The following is a 25,213-nucleotide window of genomic DNA, read 5'->3' on the forward strand; positions in this document are numbered from 1 at the left end:
CGCTTAGAGACCGATCTCCACGTTCTCCAGCACGCCCAGGGCGTCCGGCACCAGCACCGCGGCCGAGTAGTACGTCGACACCAGGTACTTGAGCATCGCGTGCTCGTCGATGCCCATGAACCGCACGTTCAGGCCGGGCTCGTACTCGTCCGGGATGCCGGTCTGGCGCAGGCCGACGACACCCTGCTTCTCCTCGCCGAGCCGCATCGCGATGATCGACGTGGTGCCGTTCTTGTTGACCGGGATCTTGTCGCACGGCGCGATGGGGATGCCGCGCCACGACTGCAGCGCCTTGCCCTCGACCTCGACCGTCGGCACGTACAGGCCGCGGTTGTTGAGCTGACGCCCGAACGCCGCGATCGCCTTGGGGTGCGCCAGGATCAGCTTGGTGTTGCGGCGCCGCGAGATCAGCTCGTCCATGTCGTCCGGCGTCACCGGGCCGGAGTTGGTGCTGACCCGCTGCTTCAGGTCTGCGTTCGCGAGGAGACCGAACTCCTTGTTGTTGATGAGCTCGAACTCCTGGCGTTCGCGCAACGCCTCGATGGTCAGCCGCAACTGGTGCTCGACCTGGTCCATCGGCTGGCTGTAGAGGTCCGCGACACGGGTGTGGACGCGCACGATCGTCTGCGCCACGCTCAGCTCGTACTCGCGCGGCCGCAGTTCGTAGTCGACGAACGTGCCGGGCAGCGTCGGTTCGCCGTCGTGCCCGGACGAGATGTCGATCTCGGCCTCGCCGTGCTTGTTCGACGCGTTCGTCGGGTTCGAGAGCTGTTGCTGGATGTGCTCGCGCAGCGGTTCGATCTGCCCGTTGAGCTGTGCGAACGCCGCCCGCGACAGCACCACGGCCGTCGTCGGCGTCAACGCGCGGGCGGTGAAGCTCCAGTCCTTGTCGGCGCCGGAGAGCACCGGCTCGTCACCGATGTACTCGCCGTCCGCGATCGTGCCGAGCGCCACGTCGTCGCCGTACTCGCCGCGCCCGGTCTTGGTGACCTTGCCGTGCGCGATCACGATGATCTCGTCGACGGACTGGCCGCGCTGGGCGATCACCTCGCCCGGCTGGTACTCGCGCTGCTCGAAGCGGTTCGCGACGGCGGTGAGCGCCGCCTCGTCCTCGAACCCGCGCAGCAGCACGAACTCCGCCAGCTCCTGCGGCACGATCCGCACCTCGGAACCCACGGCGGTGAACGTGACCCGGCCGTCGCCGATCGCGAAGGTGAGCCGGCGGTTGACGCGGTACGCACCACCCTTCGCCTCGACCCAGGGCAGCATGCGCAGCAGCCACCGGGGCGAGATCCCCTGCATCTGCGGTGCGGACTTGGTGGTCGTCGCGAGGTTGCGGGCTGCGGCCGTCGAGAGGCTCAGCTGCGCGTTCTCGACCCCAAGGCCCGGATCGGTAACAGTCACGGGAAATCCTGCCAATCTGTTGGTGCGGTTGTGGAACTAGCGGACCAGTACTGCGGCAGTACCCAATCCGGTGGGGCGGTGGAAAGACGCCACGGATGGCGTCGGGTAGGGCTCGTAACGGCCCGTGCGCTGCGTCCACATGAGCTCGCCCGCGAGCCATGCCTTCAACGCCTCGACGTAGGCCTTCAACGCGATGCGTTGCGCCGAGTCGAGCTGGTACTGGTCGGCGAGGTACGGCAGGTCGTCCGCCGCCGACGTCGCGAACTGCTTCATGCGGGCGTTCACCAGGTCCGCGACCATGTTCACCGCCTGCTGGAGTTCGCAGTCGAAGAACGTCCGCACGACGTGCACGGCGTTGGTGATCAGCCCGGTGTCCGGGCCGAACCGCTCGTAGCCCACGACGTCCGCCTTGAGGCTGGTGATGTCGGCGAACGCGTCGACCATCGCCTGCATCGTGGAGTTCGCCATCAGTTCCGGCGGCAGCTGGTCGATCAACGGCCCGGCGGCCAGCCGCGCGGACATGTCGGCGGCGATGGTGCGGCGCCGCATCTCCACGAAGTCGACCGGGTCGGGCACCCGGCCCTGCGCGTTGGCGTGCACTTCCCACAGCATCGCGTCGAAGTACTCGTCGAGCGACGCCCGGTCGCGCTGATCGAGCGGGGCGCGGGTGAGCAGGTCGGCCAGCGCCCGTTCGGTCACGGTCCACGTCGCCTGCGCCGGATCGTCCATGATGGACCGCATCCTCGTGACGAACGCCTTGGCGCCCGCCAGATCGCGGGTGCGGAAGTAGCCGTCGTAGAAGATGTCCGCCACGTACCAGGCCCACACGTGTGTGTCGCTGATCTGGACGAGCGCGTCCAGGCCGAGCGTCGGGTGGGCCAGGGGAGTGAACGAACCGAAGTCGGCCTGGTCGTAGTACGCCTCGGTCCAGAGCGTGCCGTCGAGCATGCCCATGTCCCGCGCCCACAGCTTGCTGTGCTGGCGCACCTTGTCGACGTGCGGGGAAAGCCTGGCGGAGAACGGCATGTCGAACGCGGGGAGCTCAACCACGGGCCACCCCCAGCCACGCCGCGGACGTGCCCAGGCCGGTCGGCCCGCGCAGGATCGTGCGGAAGAACGCGGAGTTGCCGCCCCCACCGTCCACTTTGGTGTAACGACCCGCGTGCAGGTGCCACTCGTGACCGCCGGACTGCCAGTCCTGCAGGCCCTTGACGTACTTGAGGACCTGCGCCTGCTCGTGCGGCAGCAGCGCGTTCTCCGCGAACAGCAACGGCAGTTCGGTGAACACGGTGTTCTCGAACTGGTGCAACCGCGAGGTCAGCAGTGCGTTCACGGCCTCGACGGCGGTCTGCGTGTCGTGGCCGAAGAACTTCTCGAACACGAGCACCCCGTTGGAGTTCTCGCCCTCGCGCTCGACCTCCCGTTCGTACGAGAAGATGTCGTTGCGCAGGTGGATCGCGTCGGAGAACGTGTCGGACAGGACCCGCAGCGGCCGGGTGCCCGCGACGGACGCGGGCACCTCGGCTGCCTCGGAGACCTCCACCAGGTTCGCCGACCACGGCGCGCCGCCGACCTTGCGGCGCATCTCGATGTACTCGATCGGGTTGGCGACCGTGCCGCTCTCGATGTTGCGGATCTCCCACATGCACTCGAGCAGCAGGTTGTGGGTGCTCGTGGTGAACCGGCGCCGCCAGTCCTGCGACATCAGCGGAATCGTCCGCTGCCACAGGTCGACGAGGCCGCGTTCGGTCGGGTTCTGCGGCTCCGGCCACGGGTCCGTGCCGTTGAGCGGCATGAACGCGGGCAGCCGGTCGAGATACGCCTTCGCTCCCGACACGTCCTTGCTCTGCTTGAACTCCGCGAAGAACTCGTCGTCGAAGTAGAAGACCCAGACGTACCAGTCCGTGATGAGGTCGAGGATCTCCGCGGGCGCGTCCGGGTGGGTCCACGCGCACATGAACCCGTAGTCGTCGCCCGCGAGGATCTCGTCGGTCCACACCCCGGTGTCGAGCATTCCCATGTCCCGCGCCCACTGCGTGGAGTGGGCGCGGGCCCGTTCGAGGCTCGGGTTCATCCGCGCCGGGTGCGGCACGTAGAACTCCGGCATGGTGAAGGACGCCAAGGGTTTCAGCCCTCGCGACCGAGCTCGACGTGCTCCAGCACACCGATCGCGTCCGGCACCATGATGGCGGCCGAGTAGTAGGCGCTGACCAGGTAGTTGATGATCGCCTGGTCGTTGATGCCCATGAACCGCACCGAGAGGCCCGGCTGGTACTCGTCCGGGATGCCGGTCTGGTGCAGGCCGATGACGCCCTGGTTCTGCTCGCCGGTGCGGATCAGCATCACCGACGACGTGCGGGTGTCGGAGACCGGGATCTTGTTGCACGGCAGCACGGGGATGCCGCGCCACGCCGGCACCTGCTGGCCGTTGAAGTCGATGTGCTGCGGGTACAGGCCGCGCTTGTTGAGCTCACGGCCGAACGCGGCGATCGTGCGCGGGTGCGCGAGGAAGTACCCGGGGTCCTTCCACACGATCGACAGCAGCTCGTCGAAGTCGTCCGGGGTGGGCGGGCCGGAACGGGTGTGGATGCGCTGCTTGAGGTCCGCGTTGTGCAACAGGCCGAACGACCTGTTGTTGACGATCTCGTGCTCCTGGCGTTCGCGCAGGGCCTCGATCGTGAGCCGCAACTGCTGCTCGATCTGGTCCATCGGGTGGTTGTAGAGATCGGCGACGCGGCTGTGGACCTGCAGCACGGTCTGCGCGACGCTCAGCTCGTACTCGCGCGGGGACTGCTCGTAGTCGACGAACGTGCCGGGGAGCACGGGCTCGCCGTCGTGACCGGACGACAGCCCGATCTCCGCCTCGCCGTGCTCGTCCTGCGGCTTGTTGCGGCTGTTGAACGTCTGCTGGATGTGCGCCCTCAGGCCGCCCGCTTCCCCGTTGAGCGCCTGGAAGTCGTCCCACGACAGAGTCAGCACGGTGACCGGGGTGACGGCCTTGGCCGTGTACTCCCACTCGCCCTGCGGTCCGGCGAGGACGGTCTCGCCGAAGTACTGGCCGTCGGCAAGGTTGCCGAGCACGGTGTCGCCGCCGTACTCACCGGTGCCGATCTTGTCCACCTTGCCGTGCGCGATCAGCACGACGGTGTCCTTCGGGCGGCCCTTCTCGACGATGACGTCGCCGATGCCGAACTCCTGCTGGGAGAACCGGCCGGCCAGCGCGGCGAGCACCTCCTCGTCGTCGAACCCCTTCAGCAGGGCCAGCTCGGTGAGCTCCTGCGGCACGACGCGGATCTCCGCGCCGATGTTGGTGAACGAGACGCGGCCATCGCCCAGCGTGTAGGTGAGACGGCGGTTGACGCGGTAAGCACCACCGGCGGCCTGCACCCAGGGCAACACCTTGAGCAGCCAGCGGGAAGTGATTCCCTGCATCTGCGGGACGGACTTGGTGGTAGTGGCCAGATTTCGTGCGGCGGCCGTGCCCAAACTCAGCTGCTGACGGCCCTCATTGAGGTCAGAATCCGTCACAGTCACAACCGGTACCCACCTATCTCAATGCGCTAATGGACCAATCCGATAAGCCGGAACGGACGTTAGTTCGCGCTGTTGAGAACTGTGAAGGGGCCAAAAAGGCGACATTCGGGTGGGTGGTTTACGCCTGTCAGTGCTACGGAGCGTACAACTGCTGCCGCACGCAACGGCAGTTGTATCGGCAGGTGAGTGACTGGTCGTTATTCTTGGGGCGATGGAATCAGGCACTCGTTTGGCTCAGTAGGATCACTCTTTCGTGCGCATTGTCGGAGTGCTCCAAGGTGTTATGAGAACCCCACTTCGAGTGGACTGAAATCCACTCGAAGTGGTGGGTATTATTTGTACCAACGACTATTCGAGTTATTACGCCTCGCGTGAGTTCAGGAACGATTCCAGCTCGGCGACGACGAACGCGTGGTCCTCCGCCTGGGGGAGTCCGGAGACTCCGACGGTGCCGACGGGCCCCGTTCCGCGAAGGATGACGGGAAACACACCGCCGTGCGCGGCGTACAGATCCGGGTCGAGCCGCGACTCCTCCTCGAACGTCGTCCCCTTCTCCCTGAACGTCTCCCCAACGTAGAACGAACTGTGCCCGAACAGCTCCACGACGCGCGCCTTGCGCTCGAGCCACCTGTCGTTGTTCGGCGCGGTCCCGGGCAACGCGGCGTGGAAGAGCCGATGCCCGTTGCGCTGCACCGAGATCGCGATCGGCAGGCCCTGCGCGCGGGCGGCGTCGAGCAGGTGCAGCCCGAGCTCGATCGCGACGTCGTTGCCGAAGCGCTCGAACTGGAGCCGACGCTCTTGGGCGAGGAGTTCTTCGGAGTTCACAGCTCGACCACCTTGTTCTCGCGTGCGGACTGGAATGCGGCTTCGATGACCTGGAGTGCCGCCACGGCACCGGCGGGGTCGACCGGAGTGCGGCCTGCCTGGATTTCGGCGTAGAACTGCTGGTACGCACCGGGTTCCACGGCGACCTCGACCGTCTCGTCGAGCACCCCGAGTCGTCCGGTGCGGCTCTCGCGCCCCCAGTCCTCGCCCGGCCGACGCCCGGCGGCGAGCGCGTCCTCCTGCTCGTCGAGCCCGTCGATCTCGAACGCTCCCTCGCTACCCAGCACCCGGAACCGCGGCCCGTAGTTCGCCGCGTGCGCACTGGCCCACAGATGCGACCGCACCCCGTTCTCGTGCGTCAACGCCACGAACACGTCATCGTCGACCTGCGCCCCAGGCCGCCGCCTGTCGAGTTCCGCGTACACCGTCCTGACCGGACCGAACAACTGCAACGCCTGGTCGACAAGATGCGCGCCGAGGTCGTACAGCAACCCACCGGCCTCGGCGGGGTCGCCGAACTCGCGCCAGTTGTCCCAGATCTCCGGCACCCACCGCTCAAACCGCGACTCGAACCGCCGCACCTCACCCAACTGCCCAACGACCTTCTTGAGCGTCAGGAAGTCGCTGTCCCACCGGCGGTTCTGGAACACCGTGAGCGGCACGCCGGCCTTCTCGGCGGTGGTCACGAGATCCGCGGCCTCGGCGGACGTAGGCGCGAACGGCTTGTCCACCACGACCGCGACACCCCTGCCGATCGCCTTCAGGGCGTACCTGACGTGCGTCTTGTTCGGCGTGGCCACGACGATCAGGTCGAGATCGAGCTCGAACAACTCCTCAGGCGTGACGATCTTCGCCTCCGGGTGAGCCGCACGGGCGTGCGCCCGCCGCTCCGGGTTCGCCGTGACGATCGCGACGAGGTCCATGCCCTCGGTCGAGGAGATGAGCGGGGCGTGGAAGACCCGCCCCGCGATGCCGTAGCCCAGAAGTCCGACCCTAGTCATGCTTCCGATTAAAGCAACGCTGTTGAATAATTGCGACCGTGGACCTCACCTCGCTGCGTTCGCACAACGACCGAACCGTGCTGCGCCTAGTCCGCTCAGGCGCCCTGAGCAGGGCTTCCATCGCCGAACAGGCAAACCTGACCCCGCAGGCGGTCTCGAAGATCGTGGCGAGGCTCATCTCGGCGGGCCTCCTGGAGGAGACCGGCGCGGTCCGAGCGGGCACCCGAGGCAAACCCCGCCGCTCACTACAACTGGCCGCGTCGGGCGCGTTCACCTACGGCGCCTACGTGGACCGCGACGAACTACGAGTAGTACGTCTCGACCTGACCGGCTCCATCGTGTCTTCCGCCGTCGTGCCGCTGCCCCCGATGTTCACCCCGGACGACGTGCTTTCCGCACTCCAGCCGTTGATCGCCCTGGACGACAAGGTGCTGGGGCTCGGCATCGGCATAGCGGGCCCACTCGACTTCCGCGACGGCGTCGTCTCCCCGAACGGCCTGCCGGGCTGGTCCGCCGTTCCTCTGCGCGCGCTGGCCACCGAACGACTCGGGCTGCCCGTCGTCGTGGACAAAGACACCAACTGCGCCGTGCTGGCCGAGGCGTGGCGACGCCCGCTGCACGACGCGGCCCTCGTGTTCGTGGGCACCGGTCTGGGCGTGGGCTTGTTCCTCGGAGGGGAGGTGCACCGAGGCACACGGTCAGGCGCGGGGGAGTTCGGCCACACGACAATCCAACTGGACGGCCCGCTGTGCGTCTGCGGCCGACGAGGCTGCATCGAGGCGGTGCACGCGGCGACCACGGGCGTCGACGCGGCACGGGTGATCGGAGCGGCGGTCATGAACCTGGTGCAGCTGCTCGACCTGGACCAGATCGTCCTGAGTGGACGGAAGGTGCTCGCCGCACCCGACCTCTACCTGCGGGAGATGCCGGACGTGGAGGTGAGCGTGACGGAGTTCGGCGACGAGCTCGTACCCGTCGGCGCGGGGCTGCTGGTGCTAGGGGAACTGTTCTGACCACGCACGCAACCGCACTCGCCAACGCAAGCCGACCACCGTCTTGGCCCGGCGCGCGCACCGAACCGGATAGCCACAGACGTAAGCCGCCCACTTACGAGTCTTGGCGTGGCGAAGCCGAAGGCGAGCCCGAACGGGCTGCTACCTGGTTGGGAGCCGGTTGCCCCAATCGCAACCCACTTCATCCGAAACGACCCGCCGGACCGCTCTCGCAACCGCAGCCCAACCATCCAAACGCAACCAACCCCGCTGGAACAGGAACCAGCCAACACAAGCCGACCCGCACCCACCCATCTCCTGAGCTAGCCTCACCACCGTGGACGTCGAGCACGTCATCGGCCTACCGCACCCCAGGCTGAGACCGTTCATCACCAGATACTCCGGGTATCGAATGCGCACCGACCCCGGAGTCCACCGAGGCCTGCCCTCCCGCTCCCTCACCCTGGTAATCACCCTGGACGGCACCGTAAACCTGACCGAAGGCAAGTTCGCCACCCTCTGCGGCGGCCTGCACGACGAAGCCGTGATCATCACCCACGACGGCTTCCAACACGGCGTCCAGTGCGACCTGACCCCACTCGGCATGCGAGCCCTCTTCGGCATGCCGGCCGGAGAACTCAGCGCGACCACCGTCGGACTCGACGCCCTAGCCGCGCCCACCGGCCTGCGGGAACGGCTGCAACACGCGCCCACGTGGCTAGACCGGTTCGCCCTGCTAGACGAACTGTTGGGCGCCACGGTCCGCCCGGTCAAGCAACAGGTAGAAGTCGCCTGGGCCTGGCAACGCCTGACCACCGGCACCCCGGTAGCCGAGATAGCGGCAGAAGTCGGCTGGAGCAGACAACACCTGACCACCAAGTTCACCACCGAATACGGCCTGACCCCCAAGGTCATGGCCAGGATCATGCGCTTCGAGAACGCCAACCGAATGCTGCGCGGCGAACGCCGCCCCACCCTCACCGAGGTGGCGGCAGCCTGCGGCTACACCGACCAGGCCCACTTCAACCGGGACTGGCGCGCCCTCTGCGGCGCCACCCCGACGGAGTGGATCGCGGCCGAGCTTCCATTCGTACAAGGCAGCGAGCGCGGTCAAGCAGCACAGTAGGGACCATGAGCACACCACCACCCACCTGCTGGCCGACACTGTCCTACGTGGACGCACCCAAGGCGATCCGCTTCCTGGTCGAGGCGTTCGGCTTCGAGGAACACCTGGTGGTCCCAGGCGAAGCCGCAGGCGAGGTCGTGCACTGCGAGCTGGTCTGGCCCGAGGGCGGCGGCGTCATGCTCGGGTCCACAGCAAGGTCAGTCGGCGAGGTCGAGGCGACAACGGCCGGTCAGGGATCGGTCTACGTGGTCACCGACCGGCCGGACGAACTGCACGCCAAGGCGTTGGCGAACGGCGCAACGGAGATCCGCGGGTTGCGGGACGAGGACTACGGGTCGCGCGGGTTCACGGTCGCCGATCCCGAGGGCAATCGCTGGAGCTTCGGCACCTATCGCGGAGCGTGAGGCAACCTTCACGCGCTGTTCGAGGTCTTCCTGGGTGGAGAGGTTCACATCCCAGGGGAGGACACGTGCGCCTTGCACGATGTTTGGTGATCGCCGCGGTCGCCGCCGGACTGGTCAGTCCGGTGGGGGCCGCGCAGGCGGAACCGCCGAGAGCTCAGCAGACCTCGACCATCACGTTGATCAGCGGCGACAAGGTCGTGGTCGGCGAACGAGGTGAGCTCGTCCGGATCGAGGGACGGCCGGGCATGTCGTTCGCCCGGTACGTGCGGGACGGCCATCAGTTCGTGGTGCCGGCGGACGCGGTCGACGCGGTGGGGCAGGATCGCGTCGACAAGCGCTTCTTCGACGTCACGGCGTTGCACTCGTACGGGTACACCGATGACAAGGTCGACCGGATTCCGTTGCTCGCCAATGGATCCGTCCAGAAGAAGGACGCTGCCCAGCAGTGGAACGGCCGGCGCGCGAACGCGTTGCGGGCCGGGAAGTTGTGGCTCGACGGCAAGTCGAAGATCTCGCTGACCGAGAGCGTGCCGATGGTCGGCGGGCCGGCGGCGTGGCAGGCCGGGTTCGACGGCAGCGGCGTCACGGTCGCGGTGCTCGACACCGGCTACGACCAGCAACACCCTGAGCTGCAAGGCGTGGTCAGCACGGCGAAGGACTTCACGCCCGCCGGCATCCAGGACAACGTCGGGCACGGCACGCACGTCGCGGCCACGATCGCGGGCCGCAGCAGCCAGTACGTCGGGGTCGCGAAGGGCGCGAATCTCGCCGTGGGGCGGGTTTGTGAGGCCGACTGGTGCCTCGACAGCGCGGTGATCGCCGGCATGGAGTGGGCGGCGCGCGAGGTCAAGGCCAAGGTCGTCAACATGTCCTTGGGCGGTGACCAGTCCGACGGCACCGACCCGTTGTCGGTGAAGCTCAACGAACTCACGGCCGAGACCGGCACGTTGTTCGTGGTGGCGGCGGGCAACTACGGGACGTTCCGGAAGGTCTCGTCGCCCGCGTCGGCGGACTCGGCGCTGGCCGTCGCGAACCTCACCAAGGGCGGTGCGGTCAACGAGTTGTCGTCGCGCGGGCCGCGGTGGAACGACTTCGCGGTCAAGCCGGACATCGCCGCTCCCGGCACGGACATCGTGGCCGCACGGGCTGAAGGCACGTATCCGGAGTACGCGGTCGACGAGTTGCACGCGCGGTTGTCCGGCACGTCGATGGCCTCGCCGCACGTGGCCGGTGCCGCGGCGGTGCTGGCGCAACGCAATCCGACGTGGCGGGCCGCTGACCTGAAGGCGCAGCTCATGGCCACGGTCAAGCCGGTGAACGACAGTCCGGTCAACGTCGGCACGGGTCTGCTCGACGTTGGCCGCGCGGCCACCCAGAACGTCCGCGCGGACGTGGGCAGCCTGTCGTTCGGGCTGGTGGAATGGCCGCACACCAGCACGATCAAGAAGACGATCACCTACACGAACTCGGGCGCGCAGCCGGTGTCGCTGAACCTCCAGCACGACCTGGGCGCGCACTTCGCCGTGCCCGCGACGGTGACGGTGCCTGCGGCGGGCAGCGTGGCGGTCGACGTCGTGCTGGACCCGCGCAAGGGACTCGGCACGTTCTTCGGGCACGTCAAAGCGACTGCGGACGGCGTTGCGCTCACCACCTCCGTCGGCGCGTACGTGCAGGAGGAACGGCACGAGCTGAAGGTCTCGATGACCGGCCGCGACGGCAAGCCCGTGGCGGACGAGTTCGTCATCGTCGTGAACATGACGACGCAGGAAGCCTCGGTGCTCTCGATCGTCGACGGCGCCGGGTCGTCGAGGCTGCCGGTCGCCGACTACGCCGTGCTCGGCCGCATCGACGAGCGCACGCCGAACTACGACTGGTTCGCGCCGGTGTCCGTGACCGACGTGGCGGGCCGCGTCTCGCTGACCAAGCCGGTCTCGGTGACCATCGACGCCAGGCAGGCCAAGCAGTCCAGCGTCGAGCTGCCGGAACGCGACTCCGTCGTCTGGTACCGCGACACGGACCTGCGGGTGCCGTTCACGCCGGGCAAGATCAGCGGCGTCGCGGGCATCCTGGACGGCCGGGTTCCCTTGTACACCTTGATGTTCGGCGCTCCGCTGCCCGAGCTGAGCTACGTCAACGGCCTCAAGGGCGGCCAGCCGCTGATCTCCGTCCCCGGCGGGTTCCCGGTGCGCTACTACGACGGCAGCGGGTACCTGAAGCCGGGCGACCACAAGCTCGACGTGGCCGAACGCGGTGGTGACGTGCGCGGCAAGCTCGCGTTCGTCCGCCAGGCCGGTGAAGATCCTTACGTTGTGGCGCAGGAGATGAAGGACGCCGGAGCGGTTGCTGTGCTGTGGTCGGGACCGGTGCCGTTCCCGTTCGAGCAGCAGACCGCGATCCCCGTGATCGCCGTCCCGGAACACCACGTGACCACCGCGCCGACGAAGCTGACACTGCGGGCCGTCGCGGGGTCGCCGGTCTCGTACACGTTGCTGCTCCAGGACAAGGGGACGTTGCCGTCCGGCGTCAGGAAGATCCGGCACTCCGACCTCGGCGAGGTCAAGGCCCGTTACCACACGTCCGGCGCGGACGGCCTGGTCAGCCAGCGGAACTACCCGGTCCTCGACGGTGTGCTCGACTTCGGCATGGTGCTGGACGAGGACCTCTTCGCTCCCGCGCAACGCACCGAGTACTTCACGGCCGACCGCGGGGTGAGCTGGTACCAGGAGGGTTTCGACGGACGCATGTTCGGCGCGGGCGACGACCAGAGCCAGACGTCGTGGGCCGACCTCGCCCCGGTGAAGTTCCAGCCGGGCCGCGAGTACGAGAAGTCCAACCTGCGCGCGGTCACCTCGCCACGGCTCGGTGGCGCGTGGCAGGTGACCTGGGCGGACGGCGGCGGCATCACGCGCTCCGGCGACCAGATCAGCACGAGGATCTCGCCGTTCGGCGGCTCCGGCTGGGTGGAGAACTGGCACCGCGGAGGCTGGGCGTGGCTGGAACTCAAGCACAACGGCGTCACCCAGGGCTACGCCGACGGCCGTCAGGGCACGCTGCCCGCACCGGCACGTGACGGCCGGTACCAGTTGGTGCTGGAAGGCGAACGCGACAGACTCGCGTTGTCGACCGCGATTCGCACCGAGTGGGACTTCGCGGGGTCCGCCGACGGCCGCCTGCCGTTGCTGGAGGTCGACTACTCGGTGCCCGTCGACCTGCGCAACAGCTGGAAGGCCGGGGTGCCGATGCCGGTGAAGTTCACCGCGACCCGCCAGTCCGGCGCGGGCAAGGCGTCCGTGCGCTCGTTGCAGGCGTACGCCTCGTTCGACGACGGCGTCACGTGGCAGCCGGTGAAGTCGCTGGTGCCCGCGGGCGGTCAGGCGGGCGGCTTCGTGTCGCTGCGCGTGGTCGCCACAGATTCGGACGGCAACAAGGTCGACCAGACCGTGAAGAGGGCCTATCGGTTGCGTTAGTTCCCTCTAGCGGGTGACAACCTCGTTGTAGGCCGAACGGTCGTGCTTGTGTTGCGTCTTAGGGCGTAACCACGCGGCCGTTCGGTCGTTGTAAACCCCTGCGGCACCTGCCCCGCCGAGCGCGAGACGAACCAGGGACGCGGCGTCTCAGCGCCCGGGGCAGGTGCCGCCGAATTCCGGTGGTCGGTCCGCTGATCTTGTGGTGCCATTCGTGCCCATGGGGACTTTCGAGGCGCTGGTGGCAGAGGGCGAGGCCGTGCCGCTCGACGGCTGGGACTTCTCGTGGTTCGCCGGACGGGCCACCGAAGAACGTCCGCCGTGGGGTTACGCGGGCCAGATCGCCGAGCGCCTGAGAGCGGTCTCATCGGCGCTGGACCTGCAGACCGGCGGGGGAGAGGTGACGGCCTCGGCACCGGTGTTGCCGCCGCTGATGGTCGCGACCGAGTCCTGGCCGCCCAACGCCCTGGTGGCGTCGCGAAACCTGCCGCTGGTGGTGCGGGCACCGGACGACGGCCCGCTGCCGTTCCGCTCCGCGACCTTCGACCTGGTGATCTCCCGGCACCCCGTGGTGACGCCGTGGGCCGAGATCGCGCGGGTGCTGAAGCCGGGCGGGACCTACTTCTCACAGCAGATCGGGGCCGGGACGAACCGGGAGCTCACCGACTTCGTGATGGGTCCGCAGCCGGTGAGCCAGGCGCGCTCCACGGCGGTGGCCGGTGCGGAGGCGGAGGCGGCGGGGCTGGAGGTGCTGCGGCTGGAACCGGTGTCGCTGCGGGTGGCGTTCTTCGACGTCGGCGCGGTGGTGCACTTCCTGCGCAAGGTGCTGTGGACCGTGCCGGGCTTCACGGTGGAGGCGTACCGGGACCGGCTGCGGGCGATGCACGAGCACATCGAGGAGCACGGCGAGTTCGTGTCGACGTCGGAACGCTTCCTCGTCGAAGCACGAAAAGGCCCCCTCCCGACATAAAGGAGGGGGCCTCGTCGCGTTCGTGACTAGCGGGGCTGGCGCTCGCGGCGGATCGTCACGCGCTTGCCCTTGATCGTGGCGTCGCGCAGCTGGTCGATCACGTCGTTCGCGGCCGGGCCGGGCACCTCGACCAGCGAGAACCGGTCGGCGATCTCGATCGCGCCGATGTCGCGGCCCTTGAGCTGCGTCTCGCCGGTGATGGCGCCGACGATGTCCTGCGGGCGGATGCCCGACGAGCGGCCGGCGCCCAGGAACAGGCGGGTCATGCCCTCGGACGGGCCGCGGCGCTCACGACGCGGGCCGGCGGGGGCACCGTCGCGACGCGGGCGGTCCTCGCGCGGGCGGACCTCCGGGATCTCCTCCTCGTCGGCCGCGGCACCGGACGCCTCGTGGGCGAGCTTGACGGCGGCGAGGGCGATCTCCATGACGTCGAACTCGTCGGCCAGCGTCTCGACGACGACGCGGAAGCGCGACAGGTCGTCCTCGAGCAGCGACTCGTGCAGCGACGAGCGGGTGAGCTCCAGCTGGCGGGCGCGCAGGTCGGCGACCGTCGGGACCTTCTCGACCGGGATCTTGGTCTTGGTGACGCGCTCGATCGTCTTGAGCATCGAGTTCTCGCGCGGCTCGACCAGGGTGATCGCGACGCCCTCACGGCCCGCGCGGCCGACGCGGCCGATGCGGTGGGTGTAGGCCTCGGGCGCGGACGGCACGTTGTAGTTCACGACGTGCGTGAGCTGCTCGATGTCGAGGCCGCGGGCGGCGACGTCGGTGGCGACCAGCAGGTCGGCCGTGCCGGAACGCAGGCGCGACATGACGCGGTCGCGCTGCTCCTGGCTGATGCCGCCGTGCAGCGACTCGGCGCGGTAGCCGCGGCCGTTCAGGGTCTCGGTGAGCTGGTCGACCTCGTCGCGGGTGCGGCAGAAGACGACGGCGGCCGTGGGCGACTCGACGTCCAGCACGCGGCCGAGGGCGGCGGGCTTGTGCTCGCGGCGCACCAGGTACGCGGTCTGCCGCACGCGCGGGGCCTCGCCCGGCTCGGTCTTCTCGCGCTCGATCTGGATGAGCGTGGGGGTGCGCAGGTGGCTCTTGGCCATGCGGTCGATGCGCGGCGGCATCGTGGCCGAGAACAGCACGGTCTGCCGTTCGGCCGGGGTCTCGGACAGGATCGCGTCGATGTCCTCCGCGAAGCCCATGTCGAGCATCTCGTCGGCCTCGTCGAGCACGACGACCTGCAGGTCGCCCAGCTGCAACGTGCCGCGCTGGAGGTGGTCGATCGCGCGGCCCGGGGTCGCGACCACCACGTCGACGCCGCGGGACAGCTCGCGCAGCTGACGGCCGATCGGCTGGCCGCCGTAGATCGGGAGCACGCGGGTGCCCATGTGGCGGCCGTAGCGGTGGACCGCCTCGGACACCTGGACGGCGAGCTCACGGGTCGGGGCGAGCACGAGGGCGAGCGGCTTCTCGCCCTTGCCGATGCGGTCGGCGATGCGTTCGAGCAGCGGCAGCGCGAACGCCGCCGTCTTGCCGGTGCCGGTGGCCGCCTGGCCCAGCAGGTCGTTGCCCGCGAGCAGGGGCGGGATCGCTTCGCTCTGGATCGGCGTCGGCTCCTCGTAGCCCAGCGTGGTGAGTGCGTTGAGGATGTCGGAGCGCAGCCCCAGGTCGGCGAAACCGTTGTCGGCGGTGGTCATGACGAGTATCTTCCCTCACCGCCTCACATCGCACTCACTCAGACCAGCTCAAACGGCATTCCTCGCCTCCACGCGGACGTCGGCGCTGCTCGTCACACCGTTGACCGTGACCGAGATCTTCGCCTGACCAGGCCTGATTCCGGTGAGGACACCGCCACCCGGTTCGAGCCAAGCGACGTGCCACGGCCTGATCCCCGCCTTGCCGCCCACGTGCAATTCACGTGACCCTTCCCACACCGCGCCCATCGGATAACGGACCGGGATCTGTCGCGAACCCTGTTTCACCGTGGCCGCAACCGTTTCCGCACCACCCGATCGCAGCGTGGACGGAGCCGTGACCTGGAGCGCGTCCACGTGCGGCCTGATCTCGGCCTTGATGTTGTGCTGCGCGACGCCGACGAGCGTCCAGCCGGTGAACCCGCCCGCCTCCGCGGGTGCCTTGCCGGAGTTGCCGTTGATCACTTGCGCGATGCCGTCCACTGTGGACGCGAAGAACCCTCCCACGTGGCCCGCGATGAACGCCGTGGGTTTGTCGCGTTCGGACAGCAGCCTTTCGAAGTACTCCGCTTCCATGCGGTCGGCGAGCTGGCTCGTGCGTGCGGGTGTGGGATCCAGTGGTGGGTGGTGCATCATCACGACGGCCTGGCCTTCTGCCGTGCCGAGTGCGGTGTGGAGCATCTCCATCTGTTCGATGCCGCCGCCTCTGAGCGTTCCGGTCGACGAGTCGAGCAGCACGAACCTCGTGCCCTTGTGGTCGAACGTGCGGTGCGTGGCCCCGAACTCGCGGCGGAAGTTGTCGATCGTGCCCGGTCCCATGATCTCGTGGTTGCCCGGCACGTAGTACCAGGGGAAGTCGCCGAGCTCCTCGGTGAGGATCTTTCTGGCGAGCTTCAGATCCTCCGGCGACGCCTCGTCGACGAGGTCGCCGTTGATCACCACGAACTCGGCGCCGGACTTCTTGATCTCCCGCAGCGTGCGACGGGCGGACCGGACGAGGTCGCTGTCCGGGTTGCGCGCCACGAACTGCGCGTCGGACATGACCGCGAACGTCCAGCCCTCGGCCTTGCCGACGTGGTCCTCGCGCAGGTCCTCCGCCGGCGGCAGGGTGATGTCCGGCGGCACCTGCGCGGTGATGTCGTCGAGGGTGATCTCGCCGGTGTAGGACCGGTCCGCCTGCGTTTCGATCACGGTGAACCTCGTGACCTGGACCGGGAACTTGAGTTCGGACGGGACGGCCACCTCGACCCGCTGCCAGCCCTGCTCGGTGAGGTGCGGGCCGTAGAGCGAGCGCGACTGTCCTGTCGAGTCGGTGACCGTGAACGCCGTCCACTCACCCCTGCCCGCGCCGCGGACCCAGGCGGCGAGCGACAGGGGTTGCCCGCTGACGTGCAGTGGGCGCGGCGGGACGGCGTAGGCGGTGCGGGTGCCGGTGGACTGTGTGAAGTCGTAGCTCAGCTTGAGGCCCTCGCCGGTGTGTCCGTCTGGTTCGGGTTCCGCCCTGCCGGTCGCGCGGGCCGCTCCGAACGTCCACTGTGGAGCGTCGGTCAGGTCGGCGATCAGCTGGTCGTGCACACCGACCGTGACTGCGATGTGCGTCTCCTCGCCCTGCGCGCGTGCCTTGATCGTGGTGGCGCCGGTGGCGAGAGCCCTGACCTGGAGGTCCGGGGTGACCTCGACGATCTTGCGGTCGTAGCTGAGGTCGAGGTCGGAGCGTTCGATCGGCGCCTGGTGACCCCGGCGGTCGAAACCGTTGACGCGCAAAGGCTTGCGCTCACCCTCGGTGAGGCTGATCCGGCTGTTCTCCGGGGAGAGCCTGGCCAGTTCGCCGAGGACGGTGAGGTGCTGCTGCTTCGCGGTGAGGCCCCGGAAGGCGGTGAACGTCGCCGGACCGGGGTGGGGTGAGGCGTGGAAGGTGTCGCCGATGGCCCACCCGTTCGTAGCGCGTGAGACGTGATCGCTGGGGGCCGGTCCGAACGTCTCGTCGTAGCCGCGGACGGTCATCCGGCGCGTCAGACCGGGGAAGACGCGGGTGCTCGCGGTCTTGACGTCGAACCCGACGAGCTTGCCGCTGCCGGCCGGGGCGTAGAGCGCGAGACCGTTGGGGACCGGGCGTTCGCCGCCCTCCGACGGGGTGTTGACGAGGGTGAGTGCGGTGGTGCCGGGTTCGCGGGCGAGCATGGTCGACGAGCCGCCGCCGTCGAGGTTGAGGGCGTGGTGCGCGCCGAGTTCGATCATGGCGTCGGCGAGGTCGCGCAGGTCGAGCCCTTGCAGGTAGGCGCTTTGCCGTCCGTCGACGGTCAGCATCTGCATCTTCTTGCCGTCTTTCGAGAACCCGACGGCGGTGCGGGGGTGCAGCGGTTCCGCCGGGGCGACGTTCCTGCCGCTCTCGACGAGCAGCTGGCGCCCGCCGATGGCCGTGCGCGGTTCGCTGCCGTTGCTGGTGCGGTTGCGGTAGCTGACCTCGACCCGGTCACCCGGCTTGAGGGTGGTGAGGACGTCCGCGCCCTTGTCCCGGCCGACCAGTGCGTAGCCCTTGATCGGTGTGTCGCTCGGGCTGCCGACCGTGCGGACCACGTCGTCTTCGACGATGACCTCGGCCGTGTTGGACGCACCTTGCGTAGCGCGCGCTCTGCTGTACGTGCCCCACAACGGGTTGAAGACGCCGATCCCGTCCACGTCTATCTTCGCGCTGTTGAGCTGCGTCAGCGCGTGCGTGCCGTTGAGCGTGCCCTCGAAGAAGGTCTCCATCACGCTGCCGATGCCCGCCGCGTCGATGCCGACGGCTCGGCCGCTGCCAGACTTCCGCAGCCGCCCGTCCTGCACGCCGACACCTTCCGGCGCCTGGGAGTTGTTGATGTCGAAGAAGTCGCCGTTGATCGCCGCGACCGCTTTGGGTGCCTGCTGCGAGAGGGGAGCGGCCTGCGTGACGGCGCCGGGGTCGACGTACCCGACCCGGACTTTCCCGAGGTCGACGCTCAGCGCGTCACCCCGGACCCACCCGTCCGGCTCGTACCAGTCGAACGAGGTGAGCGTGACGCCCGGCGCGACAGGTCTCTCGGCGCGGGCGGTCTCGATGCGTCTGGCGACGTCGGCGTGCGCGGGGGCAACGGGCGCAAGGAGGGCGGCGGTGATGATCACCGCAAGTGCACGTCTCGTCACGCCCCGGAACCTAGACTGGCCCGGTGAAGAACCGCCTAACGGTCTGCGCCTCGCACCTGATCACCCTGCCGAGCGCACCGCACGGCCCGGTTCGTTCGGCCATCGCCACGGCCCGCGACGCCGTGACCGCGTTCGACCCGGACCTGGTCGTCTTCTTCGGCACCGACCACCGCCGTGCGTTCCGCACGGTCGTGCCGACCTTCGCCGTGGTGCTGTCCGCCACCGCCCAAGGCGATGTGGCCGGGCCTGTCGGCTCGTACGACGTGCCTTCTTCTTCGGGCCGCTCGTTGGTAGCTGATCTGGTGGCGCACGAGTTCGACGTCGCCACGGCCTACGAGGCAGCCCTGGACCACGCCTTCGGCCACACGGCCCGCGACCTCCTCGGCACGATCTCGGCCAAGCCGGTGCTGCCGATCTTCGTCAACTGCGCCTCCCCGCCCCACGCGACGTTCCGCCGGGCGGCGGCGCTGGGCCGTCAGGTGGGCGAGTTCTTCGCAGACCAGCGCGTGCTCTACGTCGGTTCCGGCGGCCTGGCCCACGACCTGCCGGGCTTCCGCGAGCCCGAAACCGGCGTGGTGCTCTCGGAGGAGGAGCGCCAAGCCTGGATCAAGGACGTCAACGAACGCGCACGCCGCGAAGGCACCGTGCGCGCGTTGGTGCGCAAGTGGGACGAGGAGTTCCTCGACGGCATCGGCGGCACGTCCTGGGACTGGCTCGACTCGATCGGGGTCGACCTGGTGGAGCGAGGCGGGAACGGTGCCGCCGAATGCCTGACGTGGACGGCCGCGTGGGCGGCTGGCGGCCGTCCGCTCACGACGTTGGCGCACGAGTTCGACACCAGCGGCCGCGCCGTCGTCATGTCTCAGGCGTGACCTCGATCGTCGAAAGTTCGTCCGCTTCCGCGTGGTAGAGCCGGCCGAGGTCGATGAGCAGCGTGCCGAGTTCGCGGTAGTGCGCGGCTCGCTCCGGATCGGGTATAAGGCCACAGGTGCGCAGCATGTTTTGCGCGAGGAGTTCTCCGAACTGTGGATAAGTCTTCACCACCTCACGCGAAAGGCGTTGAAGACTTGTCCTCAGGAGGTCCTCGGTCAGGATTTCCGCGGCCACGGCAGGATCCCCTCGGTCTCGCGCCAGATGCCGTCGCAGTCCCAGCACGTCGGCCATACGTTCTTTTCTTGCCATAGGCTTCGCTGCTCCGGTACATAAGGGGTGCCGCACAGCGTTGTGTCTGGTAGCTCGCTCGGGATGGCGTGCCGTCGCCCTTCTTGAGGCGTCCATCGAAATCTCACGGTCTTATTGTTAATCTTGGAGGTCTTCCAAGCGAACGCCCTTTTGGGTTATGTTGGCTTCAAATGTTATGGGGCGTCCTGGAATGGGTCTACGGTCCTCGTCATGCCAAAGAGATACTCCACTGCGCGGGGTCGTGAGTTCGGTGACGGGCTGCGTGCTGCCATCTCCGCCACGGGAATGACCGCGCGTGCCATCGCTGAGATCGTGGATTGGAACGAGGCCAAGGTCTCGGACGCCGCCAACGGCAAAGGAGGCATCACCGAGCTCGAGCTCGCCCTGTTGCTCGGGGCCTGCCGGACGCCGTCGGCCGAGCGGGTGCACCTGCACAAGCTCTTCAACGCCACGGGGGTCAGGGGGTGGCTGCAGGAGCACGGCGCGGTCGAGCCGATCACGCCGAGGACGCTGGTCGAACACGAGGCCAAGGCCAAGACGCTGGTGAGTTGGTTGCCGTTGCTGGTGCACGGCATGTTGCAGATACCCGACTACGCGCGTGCCGTGATCGCGGCGAACGCGAACGTGCCCGCGGCAGAGGTGGAAGCGCGCGTCGCCGCTCGAGTGGCGCGGAAGGAGGCGCTCCAGTCGCGCATGACGGCGACCTTCTACATCCACGAGTCCGTGCTCAGGACGCCGGTCGGTGGGGAGGAGGTCATGCGCGCGCAGTTGCGGCACCTGGCCAAGGTGTCGGAGCGGGCGCACGTGGTCGTCAGGGTGGTGCCGACGTCGATCGGGGCCCACGCGGGCCACGCCGGTGGCTTCAACCTGCTGAAGTTCGACAAGATCGAGCCGGTCGTCTTCGTGGAGAGCGAGAACGCCACCCTGATCATCGAGGCCGCGTCGGCCATCAAGAGCTACGACAAGGTGGCCGAATCACTCGGTCGGACGGCGTTGGACGCGGAACAATCCAGGAGGCTGATCAAAGACATCGTCGGGTGAGGAGACCTTGATGGCCGAGTGGCGCAAGAGCAGCTACAGCGCTAACGCGAGTGAGTGCGTGGAGATCGCCACCGGCATCGGGATCAGGGACAGCAAGGCGACCGCCGTCCACGTCGAGGTGGGGGCGGCCGCCTGGTCCTCGTTCCTCACCACCGTCAAGCGTTCGGGCTGACGCCCCGGTCGATACGATCCGGGGCATGACGATGCCCGCCGCGATCGAAGCCGTCAGAGAAGCGTTCGCCGGGCTGGCCGCGGAGGAGTTCGACCTGCCGCCGCGGCAGGCGTTCGCGGACAGCCGGTCGCTCGTCATGGCGGTGCACCACCGGCCGACGCGGTCGACGGCGGTCAAGGTGGTCAGCATCGAGATCGAACGCGATCCGGTCATCACCGGCACAGTCGTTTACTCGCATCCGGACGGGCAGTTCGTGACGGACGCGGTGCCGCTCACGACGTTGCGGACCGGCGCTGTGGTCGGCGTGGCGACGGATCTGCTGGCCGACGAGGACGCGTCGCACCTCGCGTTGCTGGGTGCGGGGGCGCAGGCGGCCGATCAGGTGCGGGCCGTGCACGCGGTGCGGCCGTTGAAGAAGCTCGTCGTGTTCAACCGGAACGCCGAGAAGGCCGAGGCGTTGCTGGAGAGCCTCAAGGACGAGCTGCCGGACACCGTGATGGACGTGGCGGCCACCCCGGCCGAAGCGGTGCGGGACGCGGACGTGGTGTGCTGCGCGACGGCGTCGACCGTGCCGTTGTTCGGGTGCGACGACCTGAAGGAACGCGTGCACGTCAACGCGATCGGGTCGTACCGGCCGGTGATGCGGGAGCTGCCCGAGGAGTTGCTCGCGACCGCCGGAGTCGTGGTGGTGGACCAGGTCGAGGCGGCGCTGAGCGAGGCCGGGGAGATCATCCGGGCGGTGCAGTCGGGTGTGCTGCGGCTGGAGTCGCTCGTCGAACTCGGTGCGGCACTGGGGAATCCGCCGTTGCGGGAGGGGCGCACGGTGTTCAAGTCGGTCGGCGTCGCGGTCCAGGACTGGGCTGTGGCGCGACTGTTGGCCTAGACGAAGAGAAGCGCTGGACGTGAACCCATCCGCCGCGGGGGTTCACGTCCAGCGCCCTTGATTTCTTCCTGTCAGGCCATGCGCAACCCGTCAGGAAGAGCTCGTCAGACCTGCCACTTCTGGCTGGCCACGCCGAGGCATTCCCAGATGTGCGTTCTCGTGCCGTCGGCGGAGGACCCACCGATGGCGTCGAGGCACTTGTTGGCCTGCGGGTTCACGATGTCGTTCGCTCCGGAGACCGCCCATTGCTGGGCTGGGCTTCCGTTGCAGTCCCAGAGCTGGACGACCGTGCCGTTGGCGGTCCCGCCGCCGTTGACGTCGAGGCACTTGCCCAGCGCGCGGATCGTGCCGTCACCGGGACGGCTCCACTTCTGGGCGGCGTTGCCGTTGCAGCCGACGATCTGGATGGGCGTGCCGTTGGCCGTGTTGGCCCAGGGCACGTCGAGGCACTTGCCTGCGATGCCGCGGATCTCCGAACCACCACCGCCGGGAGGCGGGGAGTCGGCGGACGAGGCGCGGACCCAGTCGATCACGAGCTGCTGCGGGAACGTCGTGCTGGCGTCCGGGTAGCCCGGCCACTCACCACCGACCGCGAGGTTGATGATGATGAAGAAGGGCTTGTTGAACACCCACGGGTTGCCGTTGACGTCGGTCGGCGTGTTGCGGGCGTAGACGTTGCCGTCCACCGACCACGTGATCTCGCCCGGCTTCCAGTCAACCGCGAAGTTGTGGAAACCATCGGAGAAGTTCGGGCCGTTGTAGGCGTGGGACTTGCCGCCCGCACCGGAGTAACCGGGGCCGTGGATCGTGCCGTACACGGTGTTCGTCTGGTGTCCCAGGAACTCCATGATGTCGATCTCGCCCGAACCGGGCCACGGGTTGCCGGTGTTGATGTCAGCGCCGAGCATCCAGAACGCGGGCCAGATTCCCTTGCCGCGCGGCATCTTCATGCGCGCTTCGAACCGGCCGTAGGTCTGGGTGAACTTGTTCGCGGTGTTGATGCGCGCGGACGTGTACTGACACCTGCCGTACCAGCAGTTGTAGTTGCCGGGGTTCTCCTTCTTGGCGGTGATGACCAGGTTGCCCTGGCCGTCGTGCGCCGCGTTGGAGGTACCCGACTGGTACCACTGGTGTTCCCTGTTGTTGCCGTTGTTGTTGCCCACTTCCATGTTCCACTTGCTGCCGTCGACACCGGAGCCGGCGGGAGCGTTGAACTCGTCGGCCCAGGTCACCGCCGCGTTGGCAGGGGGAGCTTGGCTGGTGGTGGCGACGGTGATCCCTGCGGCCACCATCAAGGCAGCGGCAAGGGCCGTCCCGATGCGTCGATGCATCGAACCGACCTTTCCGGGTGTTAGTTGAGCGCCCAGTGGTTCGGAAGTGTTGTCATGTCGTGACTCTGGGTCAACGTGTAAAGGTTTTCAGATTATTGGCAGATGAGAGCGCTCTCAAGGGATCAAGCTCGCTGCCTGCGGTTTGGGGCCGTTCGGGTCGGCTTGTGTCGGCTGGTTCCGGTTTCTGGCGGGGTGGGCGGCCGCTGCGGTCGGGTCGCCTTTGGCCGGTGGTTGCGTGGGTCGTGACGAGCGTGGTCCCTGCATCGCCGCTTCGCGACGACAGGGATTGGGGCTTGACTTCGGGGCCCTTGCGAGGCGCTGGTCGGACCGGAACGGCCGGGCTGAAAAGGCGCACGTCACCACACAGGCTGGCCGGTACAGCCAAGACAGAAGGCTCGGCTTCGCCTTCGGCTGCCTGGTGCTCTGCCGCCTGGCCCTCTGCGACCCCATCCGGCCGGGCGGCCCGTTCGCACGGACCGCCCGGCCGGGTTCGTGGGTCAGCCGTTCGGCGTCGTGATCACGTTGAAGACCGAGCCGCCGCTCGCCTGGCGCGCGCTGAGGTCCTCGAGGATCGTCGAGAGCGGCGAGTAGTTGTTGAGCTCGCCCAGCTGGCAGGCGCCGCTGCGCGACTGCTGGCTGCCGTTGAGGATGCCGAGTCCTGCCTTGGTGACCTGGCTGAACAGCGGGCTGCCGCTGTCGCCGTTGCGGGCGCAGATGTCGGTGTTGATGCCGACATCGATGGACAGGACGCGGCCGCACCTGGTGCCGACGAGGTAGCCCGCGCCCGCGCCGCTGTCGTAGGAGTCCGGGTAGTTCACCGTGCTGGAGCCGGAGCCGCTGCCGCAGACGATCGCGTTGGGGAGGATCTCCTCCAGCGGCGTGACTGAGGTGATCTCCTGGTTCTGGGAGGTCGCCTGCGGGCCGCACGGGGTGTCGCCGTTGCTGTCCAGGCCGCCGTTGCGGCAGTACTTGAGGACCGTGTTGCGGTTGGTCTGGTTCTCCAGCCACTGGTTCGCGGTCGCCTGGTCGACGTAGCGGACCGCGGCGTAGTCGTAGGGGTAGGCGTTCTTCTCGATGCCGTGCTGGTCGAGGATCACCTGGTGGTTGTGTTCGGTCGGCACGAGGTTCTGCTTGCCGACCACGCAGTGGCCCGCGGTGAGGACCCACGGGACGCCGGGATAGAGGCCGCCCGTCGTGCGCAGGTTGAAGGCGGCGGTGCAGCCGCCGGTGGTTTGGTTGTCACGCCTGATGTCCAGGCGCAGGCCGCCTCGCATGGGGCCGTAGTTGGTGCAGTAGAGCGGGTGGCAGAAGCCCCAGTCGATCGGGTCGACCGACGAGTAAGGGGTGGGCTGCTTGAGCGTGCGGGCCGAGACCACGGTCGGGTCGGCGTTGAGCGCGCTCAGCTCCTGGGCTTGTGCGGGGGCGCCGGGCTGCTTGAGCCAGGCGCGTTCCCAGACGACCACGCGGTTCTCGGTCTGGCTGACGGCCGGGAGGTAGACCGACTCCGCGCCCGCGCCCACCTGCTGGGCAATGCGGTCGTGGGTTGCTTGCAGGGTGGCCAGGGAGTTCTTCACCGTGCGGACGTTGACGTTCGCGCGGTCGGGGAGGGCGGCGATCTGGCGTTGCGCGGCGGCGGGCCTCGTCATGGCGACGACGAGCTTGCCGCCTGCCTCCTGGTCGAGCCACATGCCGCCGTACTCGGCGGGGGCGTCCTTCTTCAGGGTCGCTGCTAGTGCGGTGGCGTCCTTCTGGAGTTGGAGTCTCCGTAACGCCTCGCGCTCACTGACCTTGTACTGCGCTTTCAGGTAGTCGATCGACTCGCGGACCGAGTCCGCGTCGATCGTGATCGTCGGGCCGGCCGTGGCCGGTGCAGCCGTGACGGTCGACGCGAACAGCAGGCTCGCGGTCACCGCCCCCAGGATCTTGGCTACTCGCAATGGAATTCTCCTTGCCGATGCGAATGACTTGGTCCTTCATATCCGCGAACCGGGCCCGTTCGGCGCGTCTTCGCAAGATCTCTACGCACTCTCCACACTT

General features: G+C 68.2%; 21 protein-coding genes. 9 read left to right on the forward strand and 12 right to left on the reverse strand.

The annotated features are described in order from the left end of the window. Positions 1–3 precede the first annotated feature (3 nt). The 6 genes from JNUCC0626_RS01320 to JNUCC0626_RS01345 all read right to left on the reverse strand — a co-directional run bounded on the left by JNUCC0626_RS01320 (position 4) and on the right by JNUCC0626_RS01345 (position 6,764). Complete coding sequence (locus tag JNUCC0626_RS01320) at positions 4–1,404, reverse strand: family 2B encapsulin nanocompartment shell protein (RefSeq protein WP_394617764.1); 1,401 nt, start codon at positions 1,402–1,404, stop codon at positions 4–6. Positions 1,405–1,440: 36 nt separating this feature from the next. After that, complete coding sequence (locus tag JNUCC0626_RS01325) at positions 1,441–2,454, reverse strand: terpene synthase family protein (RefSeq protein WP_394617765.1); 1,014 nt, start codon at positions 2,452–2,454, stop codon at positions 1,441–1,443. Then, entirely contained in the window at positions 2,447–3,526 is a 1,080-nt protein-coding gene (locus JNUCC0626_RS01330; RefSeq protein WP_394617766.1) for a terpene synthase family protein, read from the reverse strand. Before JNUCC0626_RS01330 ends, JNUCC0626_RS01325 begins: the two co-directional genes overlap by 8 nt. A 5-nt stretch (positions 3,527–3,531) precedes the next feature. After that, positions 3,532–4,938 (reverse strand): family 2B encapsulin nanocompartment shell protein, encoded by a 1,407-nt coding sequence (locus JNUCC0626_RS01335; RefSeq protein WP_394617767.1) that lies wholly within the window; start codon positions 4,936–4,938, stop codon positions 3,532–3,534. Positions 4,939–5,298: 360 nt separating this feature from the next. Next, complete coding sequence (locus JNUCC0626_RS01340) at positions 5,299–5,763, reverse strand: heme-degrading domain-containing protein (protein WP_394617768.1); 465 nt, start codon at positions 5,761–5,763, stop codon at positions 5,299–5,301. Continuing rightward, the gene (locus JNUCC0626_RS01345; protein WP_394617769.1) at positions 5,760–6,764 is read right to left on the reverse strand and encodes a Gfo/Idh/MocA family protein; all 1,005 of its coding nucleotides are present in this window, start codon (positions 6,762–6,764) and stop codon (positions 5,760–5,762) included. Before JNUCC0626_RS01345 ends, JNUCC0626_RS01340 begins: the two co-directional genes overlap by 4 nt. Positions 6,765–6,802: 38 nt before the next feature. Here JNUCC0626_RS01345 and JNUCC0626_RS01350 point away from each other — a divergent pair, with 38 nt between their 5' ends. The 5 genes from JNUCC0626_RS01350 to JNUCC0626_RS01370 all read left to right on the forward strand — a co-directional run bounded on the left by JNUCC0626_RS01350 (position 6,803) and on the right by JNUCC0626_RS01370 (position 13,720). Further along, complete coding sequence (locus tag JNUCC0626_RS01350; protein ID WP_394617770.1) at positions 6,803–7,777, forward strand: ROK family transcriptional regulator; 975 nt, start codon at positions 6,803–6,805, stop codon at positions 7,775–7,777. Positions 7,778–8,093: 316 nt separating this feature from the next. Beyond that, complete coding sequence (locus tag JNUCC0626_RS01355; RefSeq protein ID WP_394617771.1) at positions 8,094–8,882, forward strand: helix-turn-helix domain-containing protein; 789 nt, start codon at positions 8,094–8,096, stop codon at positions 8,880–8,882. Between the two features lie 5 nt (positions 8,883–8,887). Next, positions 8,888–9,286, forward strand: a complete 399-nt coding sequence (locus tag JNUCC0626_RS01360) for a VOC family protein (protein WP_394617772.1) — start codon at positions 8,888–8,890, stop codon at positions 9,284–9,286. A 65-nt stretch (positions 9,287–9,351) separates the two neighbouring features. Continuing rightward, on the forward strand, positions 9,352–12,753 hold the full coding sequence (locus JNUCC0626_RS01365) for a S8 family serine peptidase (RefSeq protein WP_394617773.1): 3,402 nt from the start codon (positions 9,352–9,354) through the stop codon (positions 12,751–12,753). A gap of 217 nt (positions 12,754–12,970) precedes the next feature. After that, a complete protein-coding gene (locus tag JNUCC0626_RS01370) occupies positions 12,971–13,720 on the forward strand; it encodes a methyltransferase domain-containing protein (RefSeq protein WP_394617774.1) in 750 nt (249 codons plus the stop codon). Between the two features lie 26 nt (positions 13,721–13,746). Here JNUCC0626_RS01370 and JNUCC0626_RS01375 read toward each other — a convergent pair whose 3' ends face one another. Continuing rightward, positions 13,747–15,408 (reverse strand): DEAD/DEAH box helicase, encoded by a 1,662-nt coding sequence (locus JNUCC0626_RS01375; RefSeq protein WP_394617775.1) that lies wholly within the window; start codon positions 15,406–15,408, stop codon positions 13,747–13,749. A 48-nt stretch (positions 15,409–15,456) separates the two neighbouring features. After that, on the reverse strand, positions 15,457–18,567 hold the full coding sequence (locus tag JNUCC0626_RS01380; RefSeq protein WP_394617776.1) for a phosphodiester glycosidase family protein: 3,111 nt from the start codon (positions 18,565–18,567) through the stop codon (positions 15,457–15,459). 23 nt (positions 18,568–18,590) lie between these two features. On the opposite strand from JNUCC0626_RS01380, the gene JNUCC0626_RS01385 reads away from it, so the two are divergent. Next, positions 18,591–19,439, forward strand: coding sequence for a hypothetical protein (locus JNUCC0626_RS01385; RefSeq protein ID WP_394617777.1), 849 nt, complete (start codon positions 18,591–18,593; stop codon positions 19,437–19,439). On the opposite strand, the gene JNUCC0626_RS01390 is transcribed toward JNUCC0626_RS01385, so the two are convergent. Next, a complete protein-coding gene (locus JNUCC0626_RS01390; RefSeq protein ID WP_394622288.1) occupies positions 19,423–19,731 on the reverse strand; it encodes a hypothetical protein in 309 nt (102 codons plus the stop codon). The genes JNUCC0626_RS01385 and JNUCC0626_RS01390 overlap by 17 nt on opposite strands. Further along, positions 19,656–19,856, reverse strand: a complete 201-nt coding sequence (locus JNUCC0626_RS01395) for a zinc finger protein (protein ID WP_394617778.1) — start codon at positions 19,854–19,856, stop codon at positions 19,656–19,658. The genes JNUCC0626_RS01390 and JNUCC0626_RS01395 overlap by 76 nt, the downstream gene beginning before the upstream one ends. Positions 19,857–19,959: 103 nt before the next feature. On the opposite strand from JNUCC0626_RS01395, the gene JNUCC0626_RS01400 reads away from it, so the two are divergent. From JNUCC0626_RS01400 to JNUCC0626_RS01410, 3 genes are read left to right on the forward strand one after another with little or no spacing between them, the layout of a single operon-like run. Continuing rightward, complete coding sequence (locus tag JNUCC0626_RS01400; RefSeq protein ID WP_394617779.1) at positions 19,960–20,790, forward strand: DUF5753 domain-containing protein; 831 nt, start codon at positions 19,960–19,962, stop codon at positions 20,788–20,790. Positions 20,791–20,800: 10 nt separating this feature from the next. Further along, entirely contained in the window at positions 20,801–20,962 is a 162-nt protein-coding gene (locus JNUCC0626_RS01405) for a DUF397 domain-containing protein (RefSeq protein WP_394617780.1), read from the forward strand. 25 nt (positions 20,963–20,987) lie between these two features. After that, on the forward strand, positions 20,988–21,845 hold the full coding sequence (locus JNUCC0626_RS01410) for an ornithine cyclodeaminase family protein (RefSeq protein ID WP_394617781.1): 858 nt from the start codon (positions 20,988–20,990) through the stop codon (positions 21,843–21,845). A 104-nt stretch (positions 21,846–21,949) separates the two neighbouring features. Here the strand turns inward: JNUCC0626_RS01410 and JNUCC0626_RS01415 are convergent, their stop codons facing one another. Together JNUCC0626_RS01415 and JNUCC0626_RS01420 are read right to left on the reverse strand one after the other, a co-directional pair. Further along, on the reverse strand, positions 21,950–23,176 hold the full coding sequence (locus tag JNUCC0626_RS01415; RefSeq protein WP_394617782.1) for a family 16 glycosylhydrolase: 1,227 nt from the start codon (positions 23,174–23,176) through the stop codon (positions 21,950–21,952). A gap of 497 nt (positions 23,177–23,673) precedes the next feature. Further along, positions 23,674–25,113: a trypsin-like serine protease gene (locus tag JNUCC0626_RS01420; RefSeq protein ID WP_394617783.1), complete on the reverse strand. Its 1,440-nt coding sequence runs from the start codon at positions 25,111–25,113 to the stop codon at positions 23,674–23,676. Positions 25,114–25,213: the final 100 nt, after the last annotated feature.

The organism is Lentzea sp. JNUCC 0626 (genome assembly GCF_043632865.1).
GTDB lineage: Bacteria > Actinomycetota > Actinomycetes > Mycobacteriales > Pseudonocardiaceae > Lentzea.

What these genes read in the sequence shown, in the direction of transcription:
- JNUCC0626_RS01370 (WP_394617774.1), top strand. Translation starts at nt 12,971, where the DNA reads ATGGGGACTTTCGAGGCGCTGGTGGCAGAGGGCGAGGCCGTGCCGCTC.
- JNUCC0626_RS01410 (WP_394617781.1), top strand. Translation starts at nt 20,988, where the DNA reads ATGACGATGCCCGCCGCGATCGAAGCCGTCAGAGAAGCGTTCGCCGGG.
- JNUCC0626_RS01345 (WP_394617769.1), bottom strand. Translation starts at nt 6,764, where the DNA reads ATGACTAGGGTCGGACTTCTGGGCTACGGCATCGCGGGGCGGGTCTTC.
- JNUCC0626_RS01400 (WP_394617779.1), top strand. Translation starts at nt 19,960, where the DNA reads ATGCCAAAGAGATACTCCACTGCGCGGGGTCGTGAGTTCGGTGACGGG.
- JNUCC0626_RS01405 (WP_394617780.1), top strand. Translation starts at nt 20,801, where the DNA reads ATGGCCGAGTGGCGCAAGAGCAGCTACAGCGCTAACGCGAGTGAGTGC.
- JNUCC0626_RS01375 (WP_394617775.1), bottom strand. Translation starts at nt 15,408, where the DNA reads ATGACCACCGCCGACAACGGTTTCGCCGACCTGGGGCTGCGCTCCGAC.
- JNUCC0626_RS01390 (WP_394622288.1), bottom strand. Translation starts at nt 19,731, where the DNA reads ATGGCCGACGTGCTGGGACTGCGACGGCATCTGGCGCGAGACCGAGGG.
- JNUCC0626_RS01415 (WP_394617782.1), bottom strand. Translation starts at nt 23,176, where the DNA reads ATGCATCGACGCATCGGGACGGCCCTTGCCGCTGCCTTGATGGTGGCC.
- JNUCC0626_RS01360 (WP_394617772.1), top strand. Translation starts at nt 8,888, where the DNA reads ATGAGCACACCACCACCCACCTGCTGGCCGACACTGTCCTACGTGGAC.